A 17,620-nucleotide genomic window follows, 5' to 3' on the forward strand; every position below is an offset into this window, starting at 1 on the left:
AACTTTTAAACCATAACCAAGACTGATATCCATCATGACTATCGCTAGTTCCAACGGTTCTAATCGCCCTCAATCGCCTCTAGTTCCTGAGTTGGCAGACGCCATAAATCCTAGACCCGATCGCAATACTCATAACGGGCGGCCAGCGGATGTGTTACCGCCACAAGAGGAACATCTCGATGAAATGATGGACGCCGTGCGGTCACTAATCGTAGGTGTTGGAGAAGACCCCGAACGCGAAGGACTTCTCAAAACACCCAAGCGGGTGGCTGAAGCAATGCGGTTTCTGACTGGTGGCTACAACCAATCTCTTGAAGAACTCGTTAACGGTGCCATCTTTGATGAAGGACATAACGAGATGGTGCTAGTCAGGGATATTAACTTCTTCAGTCTGTGCGAACATCATATGTTGCCATTTATGGGTAGAGCGCACGTTGCTTATATTCCCAACCAAAAAGTTGTGGGATTAAGTAAGCTAGCCCGGATTGTTGAAATGTATTCCCGTCGCTTGCAAGTTCAGGAGAGGCTAACCCGGCAAATTGCAGAAGCAATTCAGACGATTTTGGAACCTCGCGGTGTTGCCGTTGTGATGGAAGCTAGCCATATGTGTATGGTAATGCGGGGCGTTCAGAAACCAGGTTCTTGGACTGTTACCAGTGCAATGGTGGGTGCTTTTCAAGAAGAGCAAAAAACCCGCGAAGAATTCTTAAACTTGATTCGCCATCAAGCAGCGTTCTTTTAGGGATTGGGGACTGGGGATTGGAGACTGAGGACTGGGGACGGGGGACTGGGCATTGATTATTTTCCTTCTGCTCCCTGCTCCCTGCTCCCTGCCCCTCGGTCACTGAGCGTAGCCGTAAAGCCTACGGCATAGCTGCGCTTAGGGCGCAGCCTCTCGTAGAGAAGTGCTGCTCCCTCCCGGCTCCCCTGCTCCCTGCCTCCTGCTCCTCATCCCCCAGTTCCTAGCCGCTGAAACAACAGTGCTACTTTGTCTAAATCCTTATCTCCTGGCGCACGTTCTACACCGCTAGATAAATCAATGCCGCTAGGCTTAATTTGACTTAGAGCTTCCGCAACATTATCTGGTGTTAGTCCTCCTGCTAAAAACCAAGGGCAATTGGGGCTAAATTGTTCTAGCATCTTCCAATCTAAAGTTTGACCTGTACCACCCAATTGTTGTGGATGGTAAGCATCAAGTAGCAAAGTATTTATGTATTCGCTGTAACTAGCCGCAGTTTCAAGATGTTCAATACTACGAACTCTAATGGCTTTAAGAATTTCGACATTTGGTAGCGATCGCCGCAACTGGTAGCAAAATTCTGGTGACTCATCTCCGTGTAACTGGACACCAGTTAAGCCAGAATCAACAACTGTTTGGTTAATTTCTAAGATGCTGGCGTTGGCAAAAACACCAATTGTGTCAACATTGTTTGGTAGTTCTGCTACTGCTGCTCGAATTTGTGATGCCGTCACGTAACGAGGGGAGGTTGGCACACAAATGAATCCTAGTGCCGTTGCGCCAAGAGAGGCGATCGCTACAGACTGATGTGGTTGAGTAATGCCGCAAATCTTAACCCGCATTAAAATGTGACAAATATAGAACAATCATCAAAAAAGTCTAAACTATTGAAAAAACTTTTGGGCCTTGGTAATTCTATAATCTTTTAGGTTCACATTATTATTCTATTTAGGTTAGGAGGCAAAAGCTTGATTTCATCTATTTTACTAGCAGTTCCCACATCTGTTCCTACAACACCTGTGTGGAATCCCACAGTAGGTATTATCATCAGCGTCAGCAGCTTAATAATTGTTTTACTGAGTACTAGGATTGAAAAACCCTTAGTTGGGCCCAAGTTCCCTGTACTACCAATCAGTATTCCAACATTCGTTGCTGCGATGGCTTTTGGACATATTATCGGCGTCGGCATCGTCTTAGGACTAGCTAATCTTGGCCGTTTGTAGTTTTGCGATGATCAGGCGTTACTTGTAACGTCACCATCAACATAAAACTATAAAACTCTAAAAACGATTCTGGTTCTTTCTCCGGCAAGACAAAGGAGTGAGCATTAGCCAAGTCAGCTTTTGCGTAGTCGGTCTAACTAAGAGGAGAGATTTTAACCTTCCTTTTAGTAGAGGCTTCAACTACTTTATCAGCAGAGGATGTACTAGGCTTTCGAGATGGGATTAATCATCTCAATAACTCAATTAGTTTATTCATGCAGGAGAAGGAACCACAATGTCATCAATGTTATTAGCAGTTCAACTTACTGTTCCCAATACTGGCAGTACTAAATAAGGGGTTTCCCTTCAACTTCCCCTTCCCATAATTGTCTATTCTAGAGATTAGAGCATCTCTTAACTCGACACTACTAGATTGATGCACTCTAAATATATGTATAAATTCGCACTAGCTAATTTTCAAGTAGGAACTGCTAGTGATGTTTAGTTTTTAGGACAATGTAATGCAAACAACAAATTGGAAAATTGGGTCTTTATTTGGAATTCCCTTGTTTTTAGATCCGTTGTGGTTTGTGATTTTAGGGTTGGCAACCCTCAACTTTGGCGTAGCTTACCAAGAATGGGGGCAAGTCATAGCTTGGAGTGCTGGAATCGTAATGGCGCTGCTACTATTTGGTTCGGTGTTATTACATGAGTTGGGTCATAGTTTGGTAGCCCGATCGCAAGGTATTAAAGTTAATTCGATTACCCTATTTCTGTTTGGCGGTATCGCTGCTATAGAAGAAGAATCCAAAACACCGCAAAAAGCATTTCAAGTAGCGATCGCCGGGCCTTTGGTCAGTATCGCTCTATTTTTCCTACTGCGTCTGGGAGGTTCTTTTTTACCTGATACTAGCCCAGTAAGTGTAATGGTCGGAGATTTAGCCAGAATTAACTTGGTAGTGGCACTATTTAACCTAATTCCTGGCTTACCTTTAGACGGCGGACAAGTGTTAAAAGCAGCACTATGGCAAGTCACAGGTAATCGTTTTCAAGCCGTACATTGGGCTGCAAAGGCGGGGCAAATTTTGGGTTATGGTGCGATCGTCTTAGGATTTGCCGTAGATTTTTTTACCAGAGAATTGGCACTCGGTTTATGGATTGCAATGCTCGGTTGGTTTGGTGTCCGCAACGCTAACACTTATGACCGCGTGACAACATTGCAAGAAAGCTTGCTCAAGCTGCAAGCTTCCGATGCAATGACCCGTGATTTTCGTGTCGTCGATGCTGACCAAACATTGCGTTCCTTTGCCGATTTATACCTGTTGGAAACCGCTCCCCTACAAGTATATTTTGCTGCTTCTGATGGACGCTATCGAGGTCTAGTTTCCATTGACGATTTGCGTTTAATTGAAAGGAGCGAATGGGAAACTCAAACCTTACAAAGCATTGTGCATCCTCTGACAGAAATACCCACTGTTGCTGAGTCAACTTCTTTTGTTGAGTTGATTAACAAGTTAGAAAATGAGCAATTACCTCGGATTACTGTGCTTTCCCCCGCTGGTGCTGTTGCTGGTGTAATTGATCGAGGTGATATTGTACGGACTTTGGCACAGCAGTTAAATTTGCCCATAACTGATGCTGAAATTAAACAAATTAAAGAAGAAGGTAGCTATCCACCGGGGTTACAGCTTGGAGCGATCGCAAAATCTACTTCAAATTAAGCGTCACACGTTCGTCATATTGTTGCAATAGATTCTTCAAAACTGTGTGTGATATTTAATTTGGTATTTGGTTACAAAATGCTTTTTTGGGTTAAAGGTAGGGTTTCCTACCTTTTTTACTTTAGAAGTCAAGAGTCAACGGTCAAACCTTAAAATTCCTACCTTTTGTACAGACGCGTAGACGCAGGGAGTGCGGCTTCTCGTAAGAGTATAATCGCGTCTTTCCCTAAGAAGCAGCGGATTGCAATTTTTCTAATCTCGCCAGTACTTCTGAACTATGAATTGTGGGGTTGACTTTGACAAAAGTCTCGCGCAAGATGCCTTGAGGATCGATGAGAAAACTGTGGCGCATAGATACAAAGCCAATCCAAGAACCGTAAGCTTTACTCACAGAGCCATCAGCATCAGCTAACAGGGGGAATTTCAGCCCTTCTGAATCGCAAAACTTGGCGTGGGAATCAACATCATCAGCACTGACACCAATAATCTCAGTATTTTTTTCTAGGTATTTAGGTAAGTCTTGCTGAAAACGGCGAGCTTCTATAGTGCAACCAGCTGTGAAGTCTTTGGGGTAAAAGTAAAGCACTACCCACTTTCCACGTAAGTCAGAGAGAGAAATTTTGCCATCACCTGTGTTAGTTAGCAAAGTAAACTCTGGCGCAGGTTGATTGATTGCAGGAAGTTTACCGCCAAGAGCATCAGCAGTATGAGTAAAGTTCAACCAACTGATGACAGCAAAACAGCTAGCAAATAATATGTTTAAAAAAGTGCGGCGCGAAATCATGGTGTAAACCAAAATTACAACTTTACATAAGTTTACAATTCTTGGTTGCTACTAATCTAATTCTGTATGAGATTCCGTAGGAGCGTCTGTACTTTCGATGTATTGGCTATCTAAAAGGAACGCTCCCTTAGAAAAACGGATACCCCAATAACCACCGGGACGGCGGTCAAGGACTATTCCTTCTTCGCCAATGTGAATAACATCGGGTGGGCGCAGCATGGGCATAGGGTCTGCTGTTTTCACGTAGGATGGTAGTGCCACAACACGGACTTTACTACCAATAGCAAATTCTTTGGACATTTTAATTAAGTTATGAGTTTTGATTAACTCATAACTCATAATGAGCTTGAAAGTCTACTTTGACTCACTAGCTACTGCGGAAATTGTTTGATGAGATTCAGCGTTTGTTGATAAAACTCTGTTTTTCCTTGTTGTAAAAAGAGATCAGCGGCTCGCTCCCAGTCTGAAACTCCCCCCCGCTTGTCTCCCAACTCATAGCGAACAGAACCCCTTAAATAGTAGGCTTCGGCATAGTTTGGATTAATTTGTAAGGCTTGAGTGAAATCAGTAATTGCCTGTTTCCAGTCTTTTAATGTCCCACGAGAATTACCCCGTTCAAAGTAAGCTTCGGCATTCTTGGGATTAAGCCGCAGGGCTTGGTTGAAATCAGTAATTGCCCCAAGGTTGTCCCCCAATTGGGCGCGGATATTCCCCCGGAACACATAGGCTGCTGTGGTTGTAGAATCTAAGCGAATGTATTCGTTAGCATCTGAAAGCGCTCCTTGCAAGTCTCCGAGTCTTTTGCGGACAATTCCTCGATATCCGTAAGCAAATGGAAGTTTGGGATTGAGGCGAATTGCTTGATTGTAATCTGCTAGCGCTCCCTGCAAGTCTTGCGTTTTGTCGCGGACTTCAGCCCTAAATATATATGCCAAGGGAGCTTCAGGATTTTTGAGATTGAGGCGAATTGCTTGGTTGTAATCTGCCAGCGCTTCTTGGTAGTTTTTCTGACGAGCCTGCGTAATTCCTCGACCTAAATAGGCTTGGGCATATTGAGGATTGAGCTTAATCGCTTGATTAAAATCCGCGATCGCTCCTGGATAGTTTCCTTTGTTCAACTTATCCTGAGCCTGAATATAGAAGTCGTCAGCTTTCGGTGCTGTAGCTACAGGTGTGGCGGGAGGACGAATGCCTACGTCTACTCCAGCTTGAAGTGAGAGTCTCAAAAAGGTATTAATGGGAATACCCAAATTAAAACCGGATTTTCTATCTATGTCTACTTCATCTGCTCTGCCATGAACTCCTATGAGTTCACCTTTGTCATTTAATACTGGGCCGCCGCTCATCCCTGCTAAGGTATTATTGCTGTAAATTAAGGCGTAACCATCTCGTAAGGGTTTAGAGGCGGCATTAGCAGTAATCCGCCCATCAGTGAAATTGTATATTGATTTAGAAATTGCTGCGGTTACACGTGGAAAACCAGCTACATAAGCGGTTGTTCCTTCAGTTGATTCATCTGAATTGCCGATTTTAGCAACAGGATAATTTTGGTTGCTGGTAAACTGTACAACAGCTAAATCGACGTCTCTTAGCTTTTTGACAGTGCTGTAGTTAAGCGAGTAGTGCGCTCCTTCTGGAGTGACTATTTCGTATTTAGCTTGAGCTTCTATAACGTGTTTAGCAGTAAGGACAGTGTAGTTCTTACCCTCTCGTTTAATAATGATTCCAGTACCGGAACCATTTTGATTATCAATTTCTACAGTAATAGCTTTGGCAACTTTAGCGATTTCTGCTTCTGAAAGCGCTAAAGCCTTTTGGGGTTGAACGAGGGTAATTGATACACCAATTAATGCAGGTACAAGTGGGTAATAAAATTTCATTTTTGAATTTATATAACGGAGCAAGCACCTGTAGAAGATACACAGCAAGAGAGGAAAATTCCCCAAAAGGGGTGATTTTGTACCAATTCTGTATAAAGATCCATAGTAACAACCCCACCGCCGACGGCTCCTCCCCTTGCTAGGCTACGGTGTATACACAACTCGAATTACCCCCCTTAATCCCACCCACGCCACTTGCTACAACGGAGGTAACCTCCCTTCGGGTGGCGCTCCTGCGTCGCTCTAAGCGTTCGCGTTAGCGTCTCGTAGAGAAGCTATGCCGAATGCGAACGCCGAAGTAACAAATGCGAACTCCGAAGTAACAAATGCGAACGCCGAAATAACAAATGCGAACGCCGAAATAACAAATGCGAACGCCGAAATAACAAATGCGAACGCCGAAATAACAAATGCGAACCCCGGAGTAACAAATGCGAACCTCGAAATAACGAATGATATTAATAAGACTTACGCACTGAAGCCTGAAACCTTGATCCCCCCTAGCCCCCTTAAAAAGGAGGATTTAGGGGGATCAAAAGCCTGTGACACAACTTTAGAAGACTTGTGTGTACACCGTAGCCTTATAAAGGGGGGAAATAGGAAATCTAGTTCCCTCCTCTTTCCAAGGGGAGCCAGTGCGGTCTTCTCTACGAGAGGCTTCGCCTGCCGTAGGATGCCCGTTCGCGTAGCGTCTCCTTTAGGAGAAGGGCTGTAGGGGGTTTCCCCAAGTGGAGCAAGTGGCGTGAGGGTTAGGGTGGGGTAAACCTTGGTTAATCAGCTATTTCAGACTAGAGATTAGGGGATTCAGACCCGCCAGTCACACAGAATACAATTCTGTGTGACTGGCGGGGCGCAGCCCATTCTGCCTCCTGACTCCCGAATTCTGTTTTGATAAATTTATTCAGCTAATGAGAATTGCTGACTTTGATTCTTGTCTTTTGTTGTGAATAATTTGTGTTGACGAAGAACTAATGACGGTGAGAGTTCCTTAGGATCTAAAGTATAGTAATCCTAAATTATTCGCAAGGAACCAGGATTCTGAAACTTTCAATTCTCACAAATCTGTGGAGGATTGTTATAGCTCTATGAAAGTGATAAATAGGGAAAGGGAAAGGGGATAGGATTTTTCCCCTTTCCGGATCTTCTGCAAGAAGTCTATATAATTCTTGACTGTGGAAAACTATACTTACAGCACATCAGTCAAGAGTAAGTGCCAAACTAACTTTGATTGCCAACTATTTGAGTTGAAGCGAGAGTGACAACCATGTTGGTCAGCTTACCATAATCTATTACATCTAAAATTTCTGTCAATGATTCAGGTTTGTGATCAAGTAATCATAAGCGTTGTAGTGTCATCTTAAACTTAATCAGTCTAAACTTTGCTTCTGAATCTGGGATTGATTGGGGTGGGAAAAAACCCACTCCAATTTTTTGTCATAATTTGAAGCCAACGGCAGTAATATCTAGTTATATTGCTGGCGATCGCTTGCATGAAAAATACTTTTCTTTTGGTGGTTAAGCTGTCGCCGCTGCTTGGCAATTAGGCATCTACCAGTACGCAAGCATAGGTCTAGCATTTTATGGAAATTTCGTTAGAAATACTCATATTCTCAGCGTTAGATTTCAAAGCAATTTTTTAAACTTAGGCTATTGATTAGATTGTTGACGGCGTGAACGAGCATTTTCTCTGAACTGTTGGAGTTTTGCCTTTTGTTCAGGAGTTAAGATGGCTTGAATTTGTTGTTTCTCCGACTCTCTAAGTTGTCGCATTTGAGCTTTTTGTTGCTCTGTCAAATTCAAGTCAGCAAATGGCTTTGCTCTACGGCGATATTGACCCGCTTGCTGGCCTGGTTGCTGACCTGCTTGCTGTCTAGCTTCCCGCCGTGCTTGACGCGCTTGTTTTGCAGCGTCCAATTTCGCTTTTTGTTCTGGGGTTAAAATCACTTCAAATTGACCGCGAAAACTCTGACGAATTTGCCGAATTTGGGTTTTTTGTGCTTCTGTTAGTCCCAACTCTTGCCAAGCACCTTTTTTCGGGACTTGCGCCACTTGCAGAGTTGAAGAGGTGGGTTGCGCTTGAACTGTAAAGGGAGTTGCTGTTAAAGTTAGGGCAATTGCTCCAGCTACTAATGATAATGCTTTGAGTTTCATTTGTGATGTGGTGATTTTTCCTGTTTGGATGTCACCATCATAGGAACTTATCTCTAGTAACCACATGAGGAGAAAGTCACGGTTGTACCCATGACTTTAGTCATGACTTAATCATAACGAATTGGACTAGCCATTATATCTAAATTAGAGTAAATATAAAAATATTGGAGCAGCAGATATCTCTATTTCATCACATTTTAACTGCGCCAAGATAGTTAGTATAAAAGCTTTAATAATCTCAAATACTATGAGTCGTCGTCCGATTCTAATTAACAATCATCCCTTTCCATCTCTGCTGTATTTAGAGTGGATATTATTGGCAATCACTGCATTTACAGCATTTCTACCAGCTCCGTTGCCGCGATTACGTCTCAAGCCTTCAGACCTATCAATTTGTACTCTATTTACAAACTTATCAATTTGCACTATATTTCCTGACCTTTCAATTTATAGTCTAACTCTTTTTGCTTTAATGGGGTTAAGATTACCTACTAATAATCATAGAAATAAAATAATTTACACAGCAATTGAATTTATATTAATTTTAATAACTGGACTTTTTGGCGGAAGATTTGCTCGCCTGTTTCCTTTTCTTTACATAATTCTAGTTACTCGCAGTTGTCTGATTTTTCAATTGCCTGGGCGTTTGTTTGTTACGATATTATCATTTATATTATCTTTGTTTACTACACAACTGAAATATCAGTTATTCAACTTTCAAGCATCCCCCCAGGCACAAGAACGTTTTAGATTTTTTAGTTTGAACTGGTCACTGGTATTTGGCTTAAGTTTGGTTTTTGTGTTGTTGATGATGAATGCAGTATTATCTGAACGACAGAGCCGAGAGAAGCTAGCTATTGCTAATGAAAAACTCCGTCAATATGCCATGCAAATTGAAAATCAAGCTACTTTGGAAGAACGTAACCGTATTGCTCGTGAAATCCATGATTCATTAGGACATTCTCTAACTGCTTTAAATCTGCAATTAGAAACTGCTTTAAAACTATGGCAATCTAATCCAACTAAGGCTCAAACATTTTTAGCAAGAGCAAAAGAACTAGGTTCTAAGGCGCTGAAAGATGTTCGCCAATCTGTTTCTACTATGCGTTCTAATCCTTTACAAGAGCAATCTTTAGAACACGCGATCGCAATTCTTTCAGAAGATTTTCACCGCTCAAATGGTATATTACTAATTTGCCAAATTAATCTTGAAAATCCCCTACCACCTGAAATTAGTACCTCTATATACCGCATTATTCAAGAATCGTTGACAAATATATCTAAACACGCAAATGCAACAGAAGTTAAACTGACACTCATGAGCATGAGAAGAAGTTTAAAATTGATAATTCAAGATAATGGCAGAGGTTTTGATTTAAACCAAAATACTACTGGTTTCGGACTTCAAAGTATGCGCGATCGCACTTTAGCATTAGCAGGTGAGTTTATGATTAATAGCAATCCTGGTTCTGGTTGCCAAATTACAGTTGATATTCCCTTGACGAGGTTAAAACGATGATTAAAGTTTTGCTTGTGGATGATCAAAGTTTAATTCGTCAAGGATTAAAAGCATTATTGGAACTAGAACCAGATTTAGAATTAGTAGGAGAAGCAGAAAATGGCGAGCAAGCAATTAGTTTAGTCGCCCAATTACAACCAGATGTAGTGTTAATGGATATCAGAATGCCTGTAATGGATGGAGTTGCAGCTACAAGAGAAATTCAAAAGCATTTTCCTGGAACTAAAATTTTAGTATTGACGACTTTTGATGATGATGAATATGTGACAGCGGCACTTCAAAATGGCGCAATGGGCTATTTACTAAAAGATACACCCTCAGAAGAATTAGCTGTTGCTATTCGTGCTGTTCATAAAGGGTACACGCAACTTGGCCCAGGAATAGTTAAAAAACTCTTGACTCAGTTTTCTAACAGTGAATTAACCCAGCCAACGCCTCCTGCACCACCTATTTTAGCTGAACTTACTCCTAGAGAGAAAGAAGTTTTACAGTTAATAGCTACAGGTGCTAGTAACCGCGAAATCGCTCAAGAACTCTACATTTCTGAGGGGACAGTAAAAAATCATGTTACTAATATTTTAAATCGCTTGAATCTGCGCGATCGCACTCAAGCAGCTATTTTTGCAAATACATTTCTATCCTATTTAAATGGACTTAAATAATTAGCAATTTATTGCTAATATGTCTATTTAAACAATTCCAAACATTCATTTTTTAAAACTCCTTTGATTACTTTTATCTTTCTAAATGACTTAGCGATAACCTCTTCGCAAGATATATTAATTTGTGACTGATTTAGCGAAATTAAATCTTGAATTGAAGCACCATATACAATTTCTGATAAACCTGTCCAAATACAAGCCGTTGCACACATTGGGCAAGGTTCACCAGTTGTATATATGCTATAACCTTCTAAAGCAGGGTTTTTAATTTTAGCTGTTAAACTACGAATAACATTGATTTCCGCATGAGCTGATGGATCGCTATCTCTACTTACAGTATTATGAGCAGCGGCAACAACTTCGTTATCTTTAACAATTACTGCACCGTAAGGAGCATCACCTTTTTTTGCTTCTGTTAATGCCAAGTTCATAAAATATTCTTGCTTCATAATTGACTTGAAATTTTAGAAGTATACAGGATAATAGTATTGTATCGTCAATGTCATTTAAGCGAATGCATTGAAATGATTTCTGGATATATATGTTACTGAGTAGAGAACAAACAGAGTTTTACTTAACAGACCTAGAAACACCAATAGGTAAAGCAATTAATTTAACACTTGCTGCCTTAGTTCTAATATCATCAGTAATTTTTGTAGCAGAAACTTATAATATTCCTGATTCTGTTCGGTTCCAATTAGATGTAGTAGATACAGCGATAGTTATAATTTTCGTAGTAGAATATCTACTCCGCCTCTGGAGTGCAGAAAATAAAGTTAAGTATATTTTTAGCTTTTATGCAATTATTGACTTAATGGCAATTTTGCCATTTTTCTTAGGAGCAGTGGATATTCGATTTATTCGTCTACTCCGATGGTTTCGGATTTTACGCTTAATCAGGTTTATAGATAGAAAATTTTTATTCGCTAGTATCAGTACCGAAGATGGTATGATTTTTTCGCGAATTTTATTTACGTTGTTTGCAATTATTTTTATTTACTCTGGTTTAATTTATCAAGTAGAACATCCTGTTAATCGTGAAAAATTTGGTACGTTTTTAGATGCATTCTATTTCTCAGTTGTCACAATGACAACAGTAGGGTTTGGTGATGTTATTCCAATTTCTGAATTAGGTCGCTTACTAACAGTATTAATGATATTGACAGGAATTGCGTTGATTCCTTGGCAAGTGGGAGATTTAATAAAGCGACTGGTTAAAACTGCCAATCAGGTAGAAATAGTTTGTTTAAATTGTGGTTTGGCTTACCACGATATAGATGCTGGCTTTTGTAAAAGGTGTGGGGCTAAATTGCCTACCAGCCGAGTGGAGTAATATCATTTTTCACGTGAGTTAGATAAACCTCTCCCTGCCTTGAACTAAAGTTCAAGTCTGTCCCTCTCCGACTCGCAGAGGGACAGGTTTTGCCTAGTAAAACCTCTTGGAGGTTGTTTTAAAAGTATTATTGCTAACGCAAAATCTCCTAAACTTAACCCTTCCCTACAAGGGAATGGGGGTTTCAAAGCCTCTCTCCGTTTCGGGGAGAGGTTTGGAGAGGGGTTTTTATTATACTTTGAGACTTTCCAAACATCCTCTTAGAGGTCTAACTTTAAGCTTAAGTTCACACGGTTAACAGTTGTACGCCCCTTCTTAATTGCAGACATATATTACTTCTATGTATGACACGCGTTTTCTGCAATTACCATAATTTCAGCCTGTTGGTATATGTGTATATTTGCTTGATCTATCTAAAGTAAGACAGTAGATTTTTTGATACAGCATACAATCCTCTTATTGTGCTTATGTTTCTTGTATAGCGATCGCTTCTCTGATTGGCGTTGGTGGAGGCGATCGCTTCTCTTTTATAAAACAAGCCGAGTTGGAGATTGCTAGCGAGGCTACCCTCAGCCGATAATTACGATAATTACAACACTCTTAGTCAATTTTTTCAGATTTTGGGATTGACTGTGGCTGTCACAGCGTTTCCAGTACAGTCGCTCCCAAACTTTTACCAGCCATACTATCCAGTATTGACTTGGGGCAGCTGATTAATTTTGATTGTTACTTCCAAATCGTCTGTAATCATAGCTATTTCTAAAATCACATAGTTGTTACCATTACTTACTGCTTGCCCCTCCCATTGCCGCGTTACTGACAATTTGGGAATTGCTGTAGTATTTGGCTGGCTTTTAGGAAACCTAGTTCTGTAGTCATCCTAACCCTTCACGCTTCTTACTTTTGGTTGAAGGAGCATTTCTTTGGGAAATTGGTAGATCCAGATCATTTTTGGCTAACCAATTCTCAATGAGTTCGGCTGTAACGTCAGACATATTGAGTCCTTTAAAAAAGCAAACTGTTTTAAACCTGTCTTTTGTTTCAGGCGATAGGTAAACCCTAATCGAAGCTTCTCCTTGTGCCACACTATACTCCAACTAATGAACTTATTCACTAGTTTATTGGTGCAATGGTTAATAGAGAAAAATTATACATTGGTTGACTAATGCACTAGTGCATTGGTATAGTATCACCTATACCCAAAGAAAGACACACAACAAAGGCAATAGACGCCAGAAAGTGCCAGTGGGGGCAAACCAAATATCAAATAAGCGAGCCAAGTCAACATTGGCTTAAGTTGGCTCAATTAACGTAAAATCAACACTTACAGACAAAAATGAAACGAGAACTATGGCTCTTAGCAGCTTTTGGTGATGATTGAGATGAATGTAGCGGTTAAGCTAAGCAGCACCCAAAAACAAGATTCAGTTGCTCTAACTAAAATTTGACAAGACTCCAGATTATTTGCAAATAAACTACAAACAATACTTACAACCCACATCATTTGCAAATAGCTTATGAGCATTCTTGAGAAGCATTTTAGGCTTATTCATTCGGAAAATGTCAAGAAAAAATATTTCTTTTCATTGAATACATATGACTATGTGTAATAGTTTAGAACTGCTCAACTGATGGGCAATAAAGAAAGGCATCAGAGCCGACGTCTTTCGTGTAGTTTTATTAGCGTCCTAAACCTTGGAATTTACTGTATTCGCCGCCGAACACACCTGATGTTGAAACTGAGTTAGGAAATTGTAATTTGGTGTAAAAAGCTACTTTTCACCAAATAATTTATTTAAGATAGTTAGGAGCTTAGGTGTGCTAAAAAACTTCTGGTATGCTTGTGAATTTAGCTTTGCTATTAGTAACCAGCCCAAGCAAATTGTGATGTTAAACCAAAGATTTGTCCTCTACCGGAATTCTCAAGGGCAAGTCATAGCGTTGAAAGACCAGTGTTCCCATCGTGGTGCAGCATTATCTATGGGCTGGGTTGAAAAAGATTGTCTCCGTTGTCCCTATCATGGATGGAAATTTCAAGCTGATGGACAATGCATTGAAATTCCTTCCAATGCACCTGGAATACCTATCTCTAAAAGAGCTAATGTAAACAGTTATCCAGTACAAGAGAAATACGGTTTTATCTGGGTATTTTATGGAAATTTACCAGCAGAAGAACGCCCACCAATTCCACCCTTGCCAGAATATCAAGACCCAACTATGCATCCCATTTACTTGGAATATAAGATGCAAGCTAACTACACGCGGGTCATAGAAAATGCTCTTGATCCTGCCCATCTTTTTGCAGTTCATGCTAATTCTTTCGGAGCAGGATTTGCACAAGATCCAAGAGTAGAAGATTATGTAATCCAAGATGAGAATTGGGGAATGAGTGCTAAAATTACATACAAAAATTACACCAAACCTAAAAATGGTGTATTTAAATCTTTCTTTCGCCCAGCACGCACACAGCTAAATGCCAAGACTAGCTTTTATCTTCCCAACATAACTAAAATCGAGAGTGACTTTGGTCGTGGCAAAATGATTAATTATGCTGTCCACATTCCTGTTAATGACAACACAACCATTAGTAAGCGGATTCAATTTCGCAATTTTTTTACCCACTCTTGGGCAGATAGCTTATTCGTAAAATTTCACCACAAAGTTGGTTTAGAAGATAGGTTGGTAACCGAGTCCCAATACCCAAAATTAATACCTGATACTTTATCAACAGAAGTTCATGTTCCTGCTGATGCTTTAACCCTTGCCTATCGTAAGCTTCGCCAAAAATATTTAGCAATGGGTTGGAATTTAAAAGCAAATGATAGCAATTCAGATAACTGTAGCCAAGAGCAAGCACAACCTTCTGACGTCTCGTTGATGAACTAAATATACATACAGCAGCCTTAAATTATTTGTAAAAGCTCAAGATTTCTCTTGTTTTTTCTCTCTGCGCCTCTGCATGAGATTCTTTTAAGAAATATCAATACAGCAATTGCCAGGCACATGAAATACACCCTACCCGCGCTGTCGCGCACCCTCCCCTTACCAAGGGGAGGGTTGGGGAGGGGTTATTCTGTACCTCATTGGAGTCGAAACACTATAAGTAGAATAACCGTATTCCACAGCGCTATTTCACCAATCTATTAGCCAAAATACAGAGAAAATTTGACTTAATTTACAACCAAAAATAATAGGAACTAATAACGTTGAAAAACTTTTGGTATGCTTGTGAATTTAGTTCAGCTGTTACTAACAAGCCCAAGCAAATTGTGATATTAAATCAAAGATTTGTTCTTTACCGCAATTCTCAAGGACAAGTAATTGCTTTGAAAGATCAGTGTCCTCATCGTGGTGCAGCCTTGTCTTTAGGCTGGGTTGAACAAGGCTGTATCCGTTGTCCTTATCATGGATGGAAATTTCAAGCTGATGGAAAATGCATTGAAATACCTTCCAATGGAACCGGAACACCTATTCCCAAAAGAGCTAGTGTAGACAGCTACCCAATAAAAGAAAAATATGGTTTTGTCTGGCTGTTTTATGGAGATTTGCCAGCAGAAGAACGTCCTCCATTGCCAAATTTTCCAGAATACATGGTATCGACTATGCGTCCTGTTTATGATGAGGGCATAGATAATGCTAACTATGCTCGACTCATGGAAGCTAATCTTGATTTTACTCATGTCATAGCAGTTCACAAGAAATCTTTTGGTCAGAGAATCCCAATCAACAAAACTATTAAGTATAAAGTTGATAAATATGATTGGGGCGCAGTTGCTAAAGTCAAGTATGAATCCTTAAGTAACTCAAAAAGTTTGTTGAACTTTCTACTTGGTGGACGTCCAGAGTTAAACACAAGATTGACTTTATATCTCCCTAATGTTACCTTAGCGGAAATTAGCATAGGTAGAAATAATAGGTTTGATATCAAGTTCGGCATTTTAGTTGCTCACCTGCCGATTGATGACAAAACTACTTATGTTAAACGCGTTTTGTATCGCAATATTTTACCTCTCCCTTGGTTAGATGGATTTTTTAGGAAGCTTGACCACAAACTAGCCCAAGAGGACACAGTAGTGGTAGCTACTTTAGACTCTCAATCAATGCCCAAAATATCAGAAGAACTTCATGTTGCTGCTGATGCTTTAGATATTACTTTTCGTAAGTTTCTCCAAAAGCATTTAACTTCATCTTCTGTGTCTAACCGAAATGGTCACAATCACTTTATTGATGAATCCTCAGAATCTTTTCAAATAAGGTAATCATCATGCACCCTTATTTGACTTATTTTCTTTACAGTACATGGGCAACTGGAAATTGAGAGTCTAAAGTTATCAACGTGAACGGAATATAGCTTTTAGCTAACAGAAATACGGCGTTGCTGAATAAAGATATGAAAAGTTCACGCAGAGATACAGTGAACCATTGCTGGGGGAAGGCTTTTCTTTGGAGCCACTGCGACTGCGGTCTTCTCCCAAAGGGGGAGGCTTCCGCCAACGCGGAGCGTCTCGTAGAGAAAGGGGTTTCAATTCAGTAAGACCGAAAAAAGACTTAATTAGTGTGAGGAGATAATATGACCGATGTCCTAGAAAAACCAACGGCACAACAACCAAGAGTGCGTGGGGTAATCGATAAGATTTTTAGACAGATGTTTGAGAATACTTGCGAAGCTCTTCAAGTCATAGATGGTAAGGATTTCCTCGAACAGTCTTGGACTCGTAACAACAAGGGTGTGTGGACGGTTGGTGAAAGTAGTGAGGACACCATATATATTGACCGCGCTCTGCACAATGGCAATGTCTTTGAAAAGGTGGGAGTCAATTATGTTGCAATAGAGGGTGAATTGCCTCCTGGAACGTCTTTTCAGCAATCAGGTGCGCTCCCGACAGCAATAGCAGATCAAATGACTAGCAGTAGATGCAACCGCTTCTTTGCCACGGGTTCTAGCTTTGTGATTCATCCCTATAACCCGATGGCTCCTACCGCTCATGTCAACTATCGCTATTTCCAGATTGGTAATGGTAGTCAACCTATTTATTGGTGGTTTGGTGGTGGTGCTGATCTCACACCGGCGTACCTTTTCGAGGAAGATGCAGTTCATTTTCATCAGGTACATAAAGAAGTTTGCGACAAGTACGATTCTTCCTATTACCACCGCTTTAAAAAGTCGTGTGACGAGTACTTTCACATCCCACACCGCGGTGAAAACCGAGGTATAGGTGGAATTTTCTTCGACCATCTTAATCAAGGTAATCCAGAAAAACTTCTTTCTTTTGTCACAAATTGTGCTGAGGCTTTTATCCCTGCCTATATGCCGATTGTAGAAAGACGCAAGGATATGAACTTTACTGAAGAAAACAAAAACTGGCAGCGGCTTGTGCGTGGACGTTATGCCGAGTTTATATTGTCGTGCGATCGCGGCATTCGTTTTGGTCTAGCAAGCGGTATGGTTAAACAGCAAAGTGTGTTCAACTGTATGCCTCCTGCTGCTAGCTGGCAATATGACGACCAACCGATTCCTGGTAGTCAAGAAGCAATGCTCAGAGAAGTACTGAAGAATCCTCGTAATTGGTTATAGCTTTTTCAACTATTCAGAATTGATGACCACATTAATAAAGACGACTAACCATAA

16 protein-coding genes are annotated in these 17,620 nt (G+C 40.6%); 9 read left to right on the forward strand and 7 right to left on the reverse strand.

The genetic code is table 11. From position 1 onward, the window contains the following. Nucleotides 1–34 precede the first annotated feature (34 nt). Nucleotides 35–742 (forward strand): GTP cyclohydrolase I FolE, encoded by a 708-nt coding sequence (gene folE / locus WKK05_RS30265; protein ID WP_341526700.1) that lies wholly within the window; start codon nucleotides 35–37, stop codon nucleotides 740–742. Between the two features lie 206 nt (nucleotides 743–948). Here folE and WKK05_RS30270 read toward each other — a convergent pair whose 3' ends face one another. After that, the gene (locus tag WKK05_RS30270) at nucleotides 949–1,581 is read right to left on the reverse strand and encodes a phosphoribosylanthranilate isomerase (protein ID WP_341526701.1); all 633 of its coding nucleotides are present in this window, start codon (nucleotides 1,579–1,581) and stop codon (nucleotides 949–951) included. A 126-nt stretch (nucleotides 1,582–1,707) separates the two neighbouring features. Here WKK05_RS30270 and psaK point away from each other — a divergent pair, with 126 nt between their 5' ends. Together psaK and WKK05_RS30280 are read left to right on the forward strand one after the other, a co-directional pair. Next, a complete protein-coding gene (gene psaK, locus WKK05_RS30275) occupies nucleotides 1,708–1,962 on the forward strand; it encodes a photosystem I reaction center subunit PsaK (protein ID WP_341526702.1) in 255 nt (84 codons plus the stop codon). Between the two features lie 500 nt (nucleotides 1,963–2,462). Then, entirely contained in the window at nucleotides 2,463–3,662 is a 1,200-nt protein-coding gene (locus tag WKK05_RS30280; RefSeq protein WP_341526703.1) for a site-2 protease family protein, read from the forward strand. Between the two features lie 226 nt (nucleotides 3,663–3,888). On the opposite strand, the gene WKK05_RS30285 is transcribed toward WKK05_RS30280, so the two are convergent. From WKK05_RS30285 to WKK05_RS30300, 4 genes are all read right to left on the reverse strand, one after another. Then, on the reverse strand, nucleotides 3,889–4,446 hold the full coding sequence (locus tag WKK05_RS30285) for a peroxiredoxin (RefSeq protein ID WP_341526704.1): 558 nt from the start codon (nucleotides 4,444–4,446) through the stop codon (nucleotides 3,889–3,891). Between the two features lie 51 nt (nucleotides 4,447–4,497). Continuing rightward, nucleotides 4,498–4,746, reverse strand: coding sequence for a regulatory protein SipA (locus tag WKK05_RS30290; protein ID WP_341526705.1), 249 nt, complete (start codon nucleotides 4,744–4,746; stop codon nucleotides 4,498–4,500). Nucleotides 4,747–4,817: 71 nt separating this feature from the next. Next, complete coding sequence (locus WKK05_RS30295) at nucleotides 4,818–6,326, reverse strand: tetratricopeptide repeat protein (protein ID WP_341526706.1); 1,509 nt, start codon at nucleotides 6,324–6,326, stop codon at nucleotides 4,818–4,820. Between the two features lie 1,647 nt (nucleotides 6,327–7,973). Next, nucleotides 7,974–8,543 (reverse strand): P pilus assembly/Cpx signaling pathway, periplasmic inhibitor/zinc-resistance associated protein, encoded by a 570-nt coding sequence (locus WKK05_RS30300; protein ID WP_341526707.1) that lies wholly within the window; start codon nucleotides 8,541–8,543, stop codon nucleotides 7,974–7,976. 181 nt (nucleotides 8,544–8,724) lie between these two features. Here WKK05_RS30300 and WKK05_RS30305 point away from each other — a divergent pair, with 181 nt between their 5' ends. Further along, nucleotides 8,725–9,996: a sensor histidine kinase gene (locus tag WKK05_RS30305; RefSeq protein WP_341526708.1), complete on the forward strand. Its 1,272-nt coding sequence runs from the start codon at nucleotides 8,725–8,727 to the stop codon at nucleotides 9,994–9,996. Then, entirely contained in the window at nucleotides 9,993–10,658 is a 666-nt protein-coding gene (locus WKK05_RS30310) for a response regulator transcription factor (protein WP_341526709.1), read from the forward strand. Before WKK05_RS30305 ends, WKK05_RS30310 begins: the two co-directional genes overlap by 4 nt. A gap of 23 nt (nucleotides 10,659–10,681) precedes the next feature. Here the strand turns inward: WKK05_RS30310 and WKK05_RS30315 are convergent, their stop codons facing one another. Further along, nucleotides 10,682–11,107, reverse strand: coding sequence for a nucleoside deaminase (locus WKK05_RS30315; protein ID WP_341526710.1), 426 nt, complete (start codon nucleotides 11,105–11,107; stop codon nucleotides 10,682–10,684). Between the two features lie 92 nt (nucleotides 11,108–11,199). On the opposite strand from WKK05_RS30315, the gene WKK05_RS30320 reads away from it, so the two are divergent. Further along, nucleotides 11,200–11,991: an ion transporter gene (locus tag WKK05_RS30320; RefSeq protein ID WP_341526711.1), complete on the forward strand. Its 792-nt coding sequence runs from the start codon at nucleotides 11,200–11,202 to the stop codon at nucleotides 11,989–11,991. 875 nt (nucleotides 11,992–12,866) lie between these two features. Here the strand turns inward: WKK05_RS30320 and WKK05_RS30325 are convergent. After that, a complete protein-coding gene (locus WKK05_RS30325) occupies nucleotides 12,867–13,076 on the reverse strand; it encodes a plasmid partition protein ParG (protein WP_341526712.1) in 210 nt (69 codons plus the stop codon). A 733-nt stretch (nucleotides 13,077–13,809) separates the two neighbouring features. Between WKK05_RS30325 and WKK05_RS30330 the strand changes: the two genes are divergently transcribed. The 3 genes from WKK05_RS30330 to hemF all read left to right on the forward strand — a co-directional run bounded on the left by WKK05_RS30330 (nucleotide 13,810) and on the right by hemF (nucleotide 17,566). Continuing rightward, nucleotides 13,810–14,877, forward strand: a complete 1,068-nt coding sequence (locus tag WKK05_RS30330; RefSeq protein ID WP_341526713.1) for an aromatic ring-hydroxylating dioxygenase subunit alpha — start codon at nucleotides 13,810–13,812, stop codon at nucleotides 14,875–14,877. A gap of 320 nt (nucleotides 14,878–15,197) precedes the next feature. Further along, entirely contained in the window at nucleotides 15,198–16,250 is a 1,053-nt protein-coding gene (locus WKK05_RS30335; RefSeq protein ID WP_341526714.1) for an aromatic ring-hydroxylating dioxygenase subunit alpha, read from the forward strand. A 311-nt stretch (nucleotides 16,251–16,561) separates the two neighbouring features. Further along, complete coding sequence (gene hemF, locus WKK05_RS30340) at nucleotides 16,562–17,566, forward strand: oxygen-dependent coproporphyrinogen oxidase (protein ID WP_341526715.1); 1,005 nt, start codon at nucleotides 16,562–16,564, stop codon at nucleotides 17,564–17,566. Nucleotides 17,567–17,620 lie beyond the last annotated feature (54 nt).

Origin of the sequence: Nostoc sp. UHCC 0302 (assembly GCF_038096175.1) — a bacterium.
Taxonomy (GTDB): domain Bacteria; phylum Cyanobacteriota; class Cyanobacteriia; order Cyanobacteriales; family Nostocaceae; genus UHCC-0302.

Bases quoted from the DNA above. Each gene is read 5' to 3' on its own strand.
- folE (WP_341526700.1), top strand. From the start codon at position 35: ATGACTATCGCTAGTTCCAACGGTTCTAATCGCCCTCAATCGCCTCTA.
- WKK05_RS30270 (WP_341526701.1), bottom strand. From the start codon at position 1,581: ATGCGGGTTAAGATTTGCGGCATTACTCAACCACATCAGTCTGTAGCG.
- WKK05_RS30280 (WP_341526703.1), top strand. From the start codon at position 2,463: ATGCAAACAACAAATTGGAAAATTGGGTCTTTATTTGGAATTCCCTTG.
- WKK05_RS30285 (WP_341526704.1), bottom strand. From the start codon at position 4,446: ATGATTTCGCGCCGCACTTTTTTAAACATATTATTTGCTAGCTGTTTT.
- WKK05_RS30290 (WP_341526705.1), bottom strand. From the start codon at position 4,746: ATGTCCAAAGAATTTGCTATTGGTAGTAAAGTCCGTGTTGTGGCACTA.
- WKK05_RS30295 (WP_341526706.1), bottom strand. From the start codon at position 6,326: ATGAAATTTTATTACCCACTTGTACCTGCATTAATTGGTGTATCAATT.
- WKK05_RS30300 (WP_341526707.1), bottom strand. From the start codon at position 8,543: ATGTGGTTACTAGAGATAAGTTCCTATGATGGTGACATCCAAACAGGA.
- WKK05_RS30305 (WP_341526708.1), top strand. From the start codon at position 8,725: ATGAGTCGTCGTCCGATTCTAATTAACAATCATCCCTTTCCATCTCTG.
- WKK05_RS30310 (WP_341526709.1), top strand. From the start codon at position 9,993: ATGATTAAAGTTTTGCTTGTGGATGATCAAAGTTTAATTCGTCAAGGA.
- WKK05_RS30315 (WP_341526710.1), bottom strand. From the start codon at position 11,107: ATGAAGCAAGAATATTTTATGAACTTGGCATTAACAGAAGCAAAAAAA.
- WKK05_RS30320 (WP_341526711.1), top strand. From the start codon at position 11,200: ATGTTACTGAGTAGAGAACAAACAGAGTTTTACTTAACAGACCTAGAA.
- hemF (WP_341526715.1), top strand. From the start codon at position 16,562: ATGACCGATGTCCTAGAAAAACCAACGGCACAACAACCAAGAGTGCGT.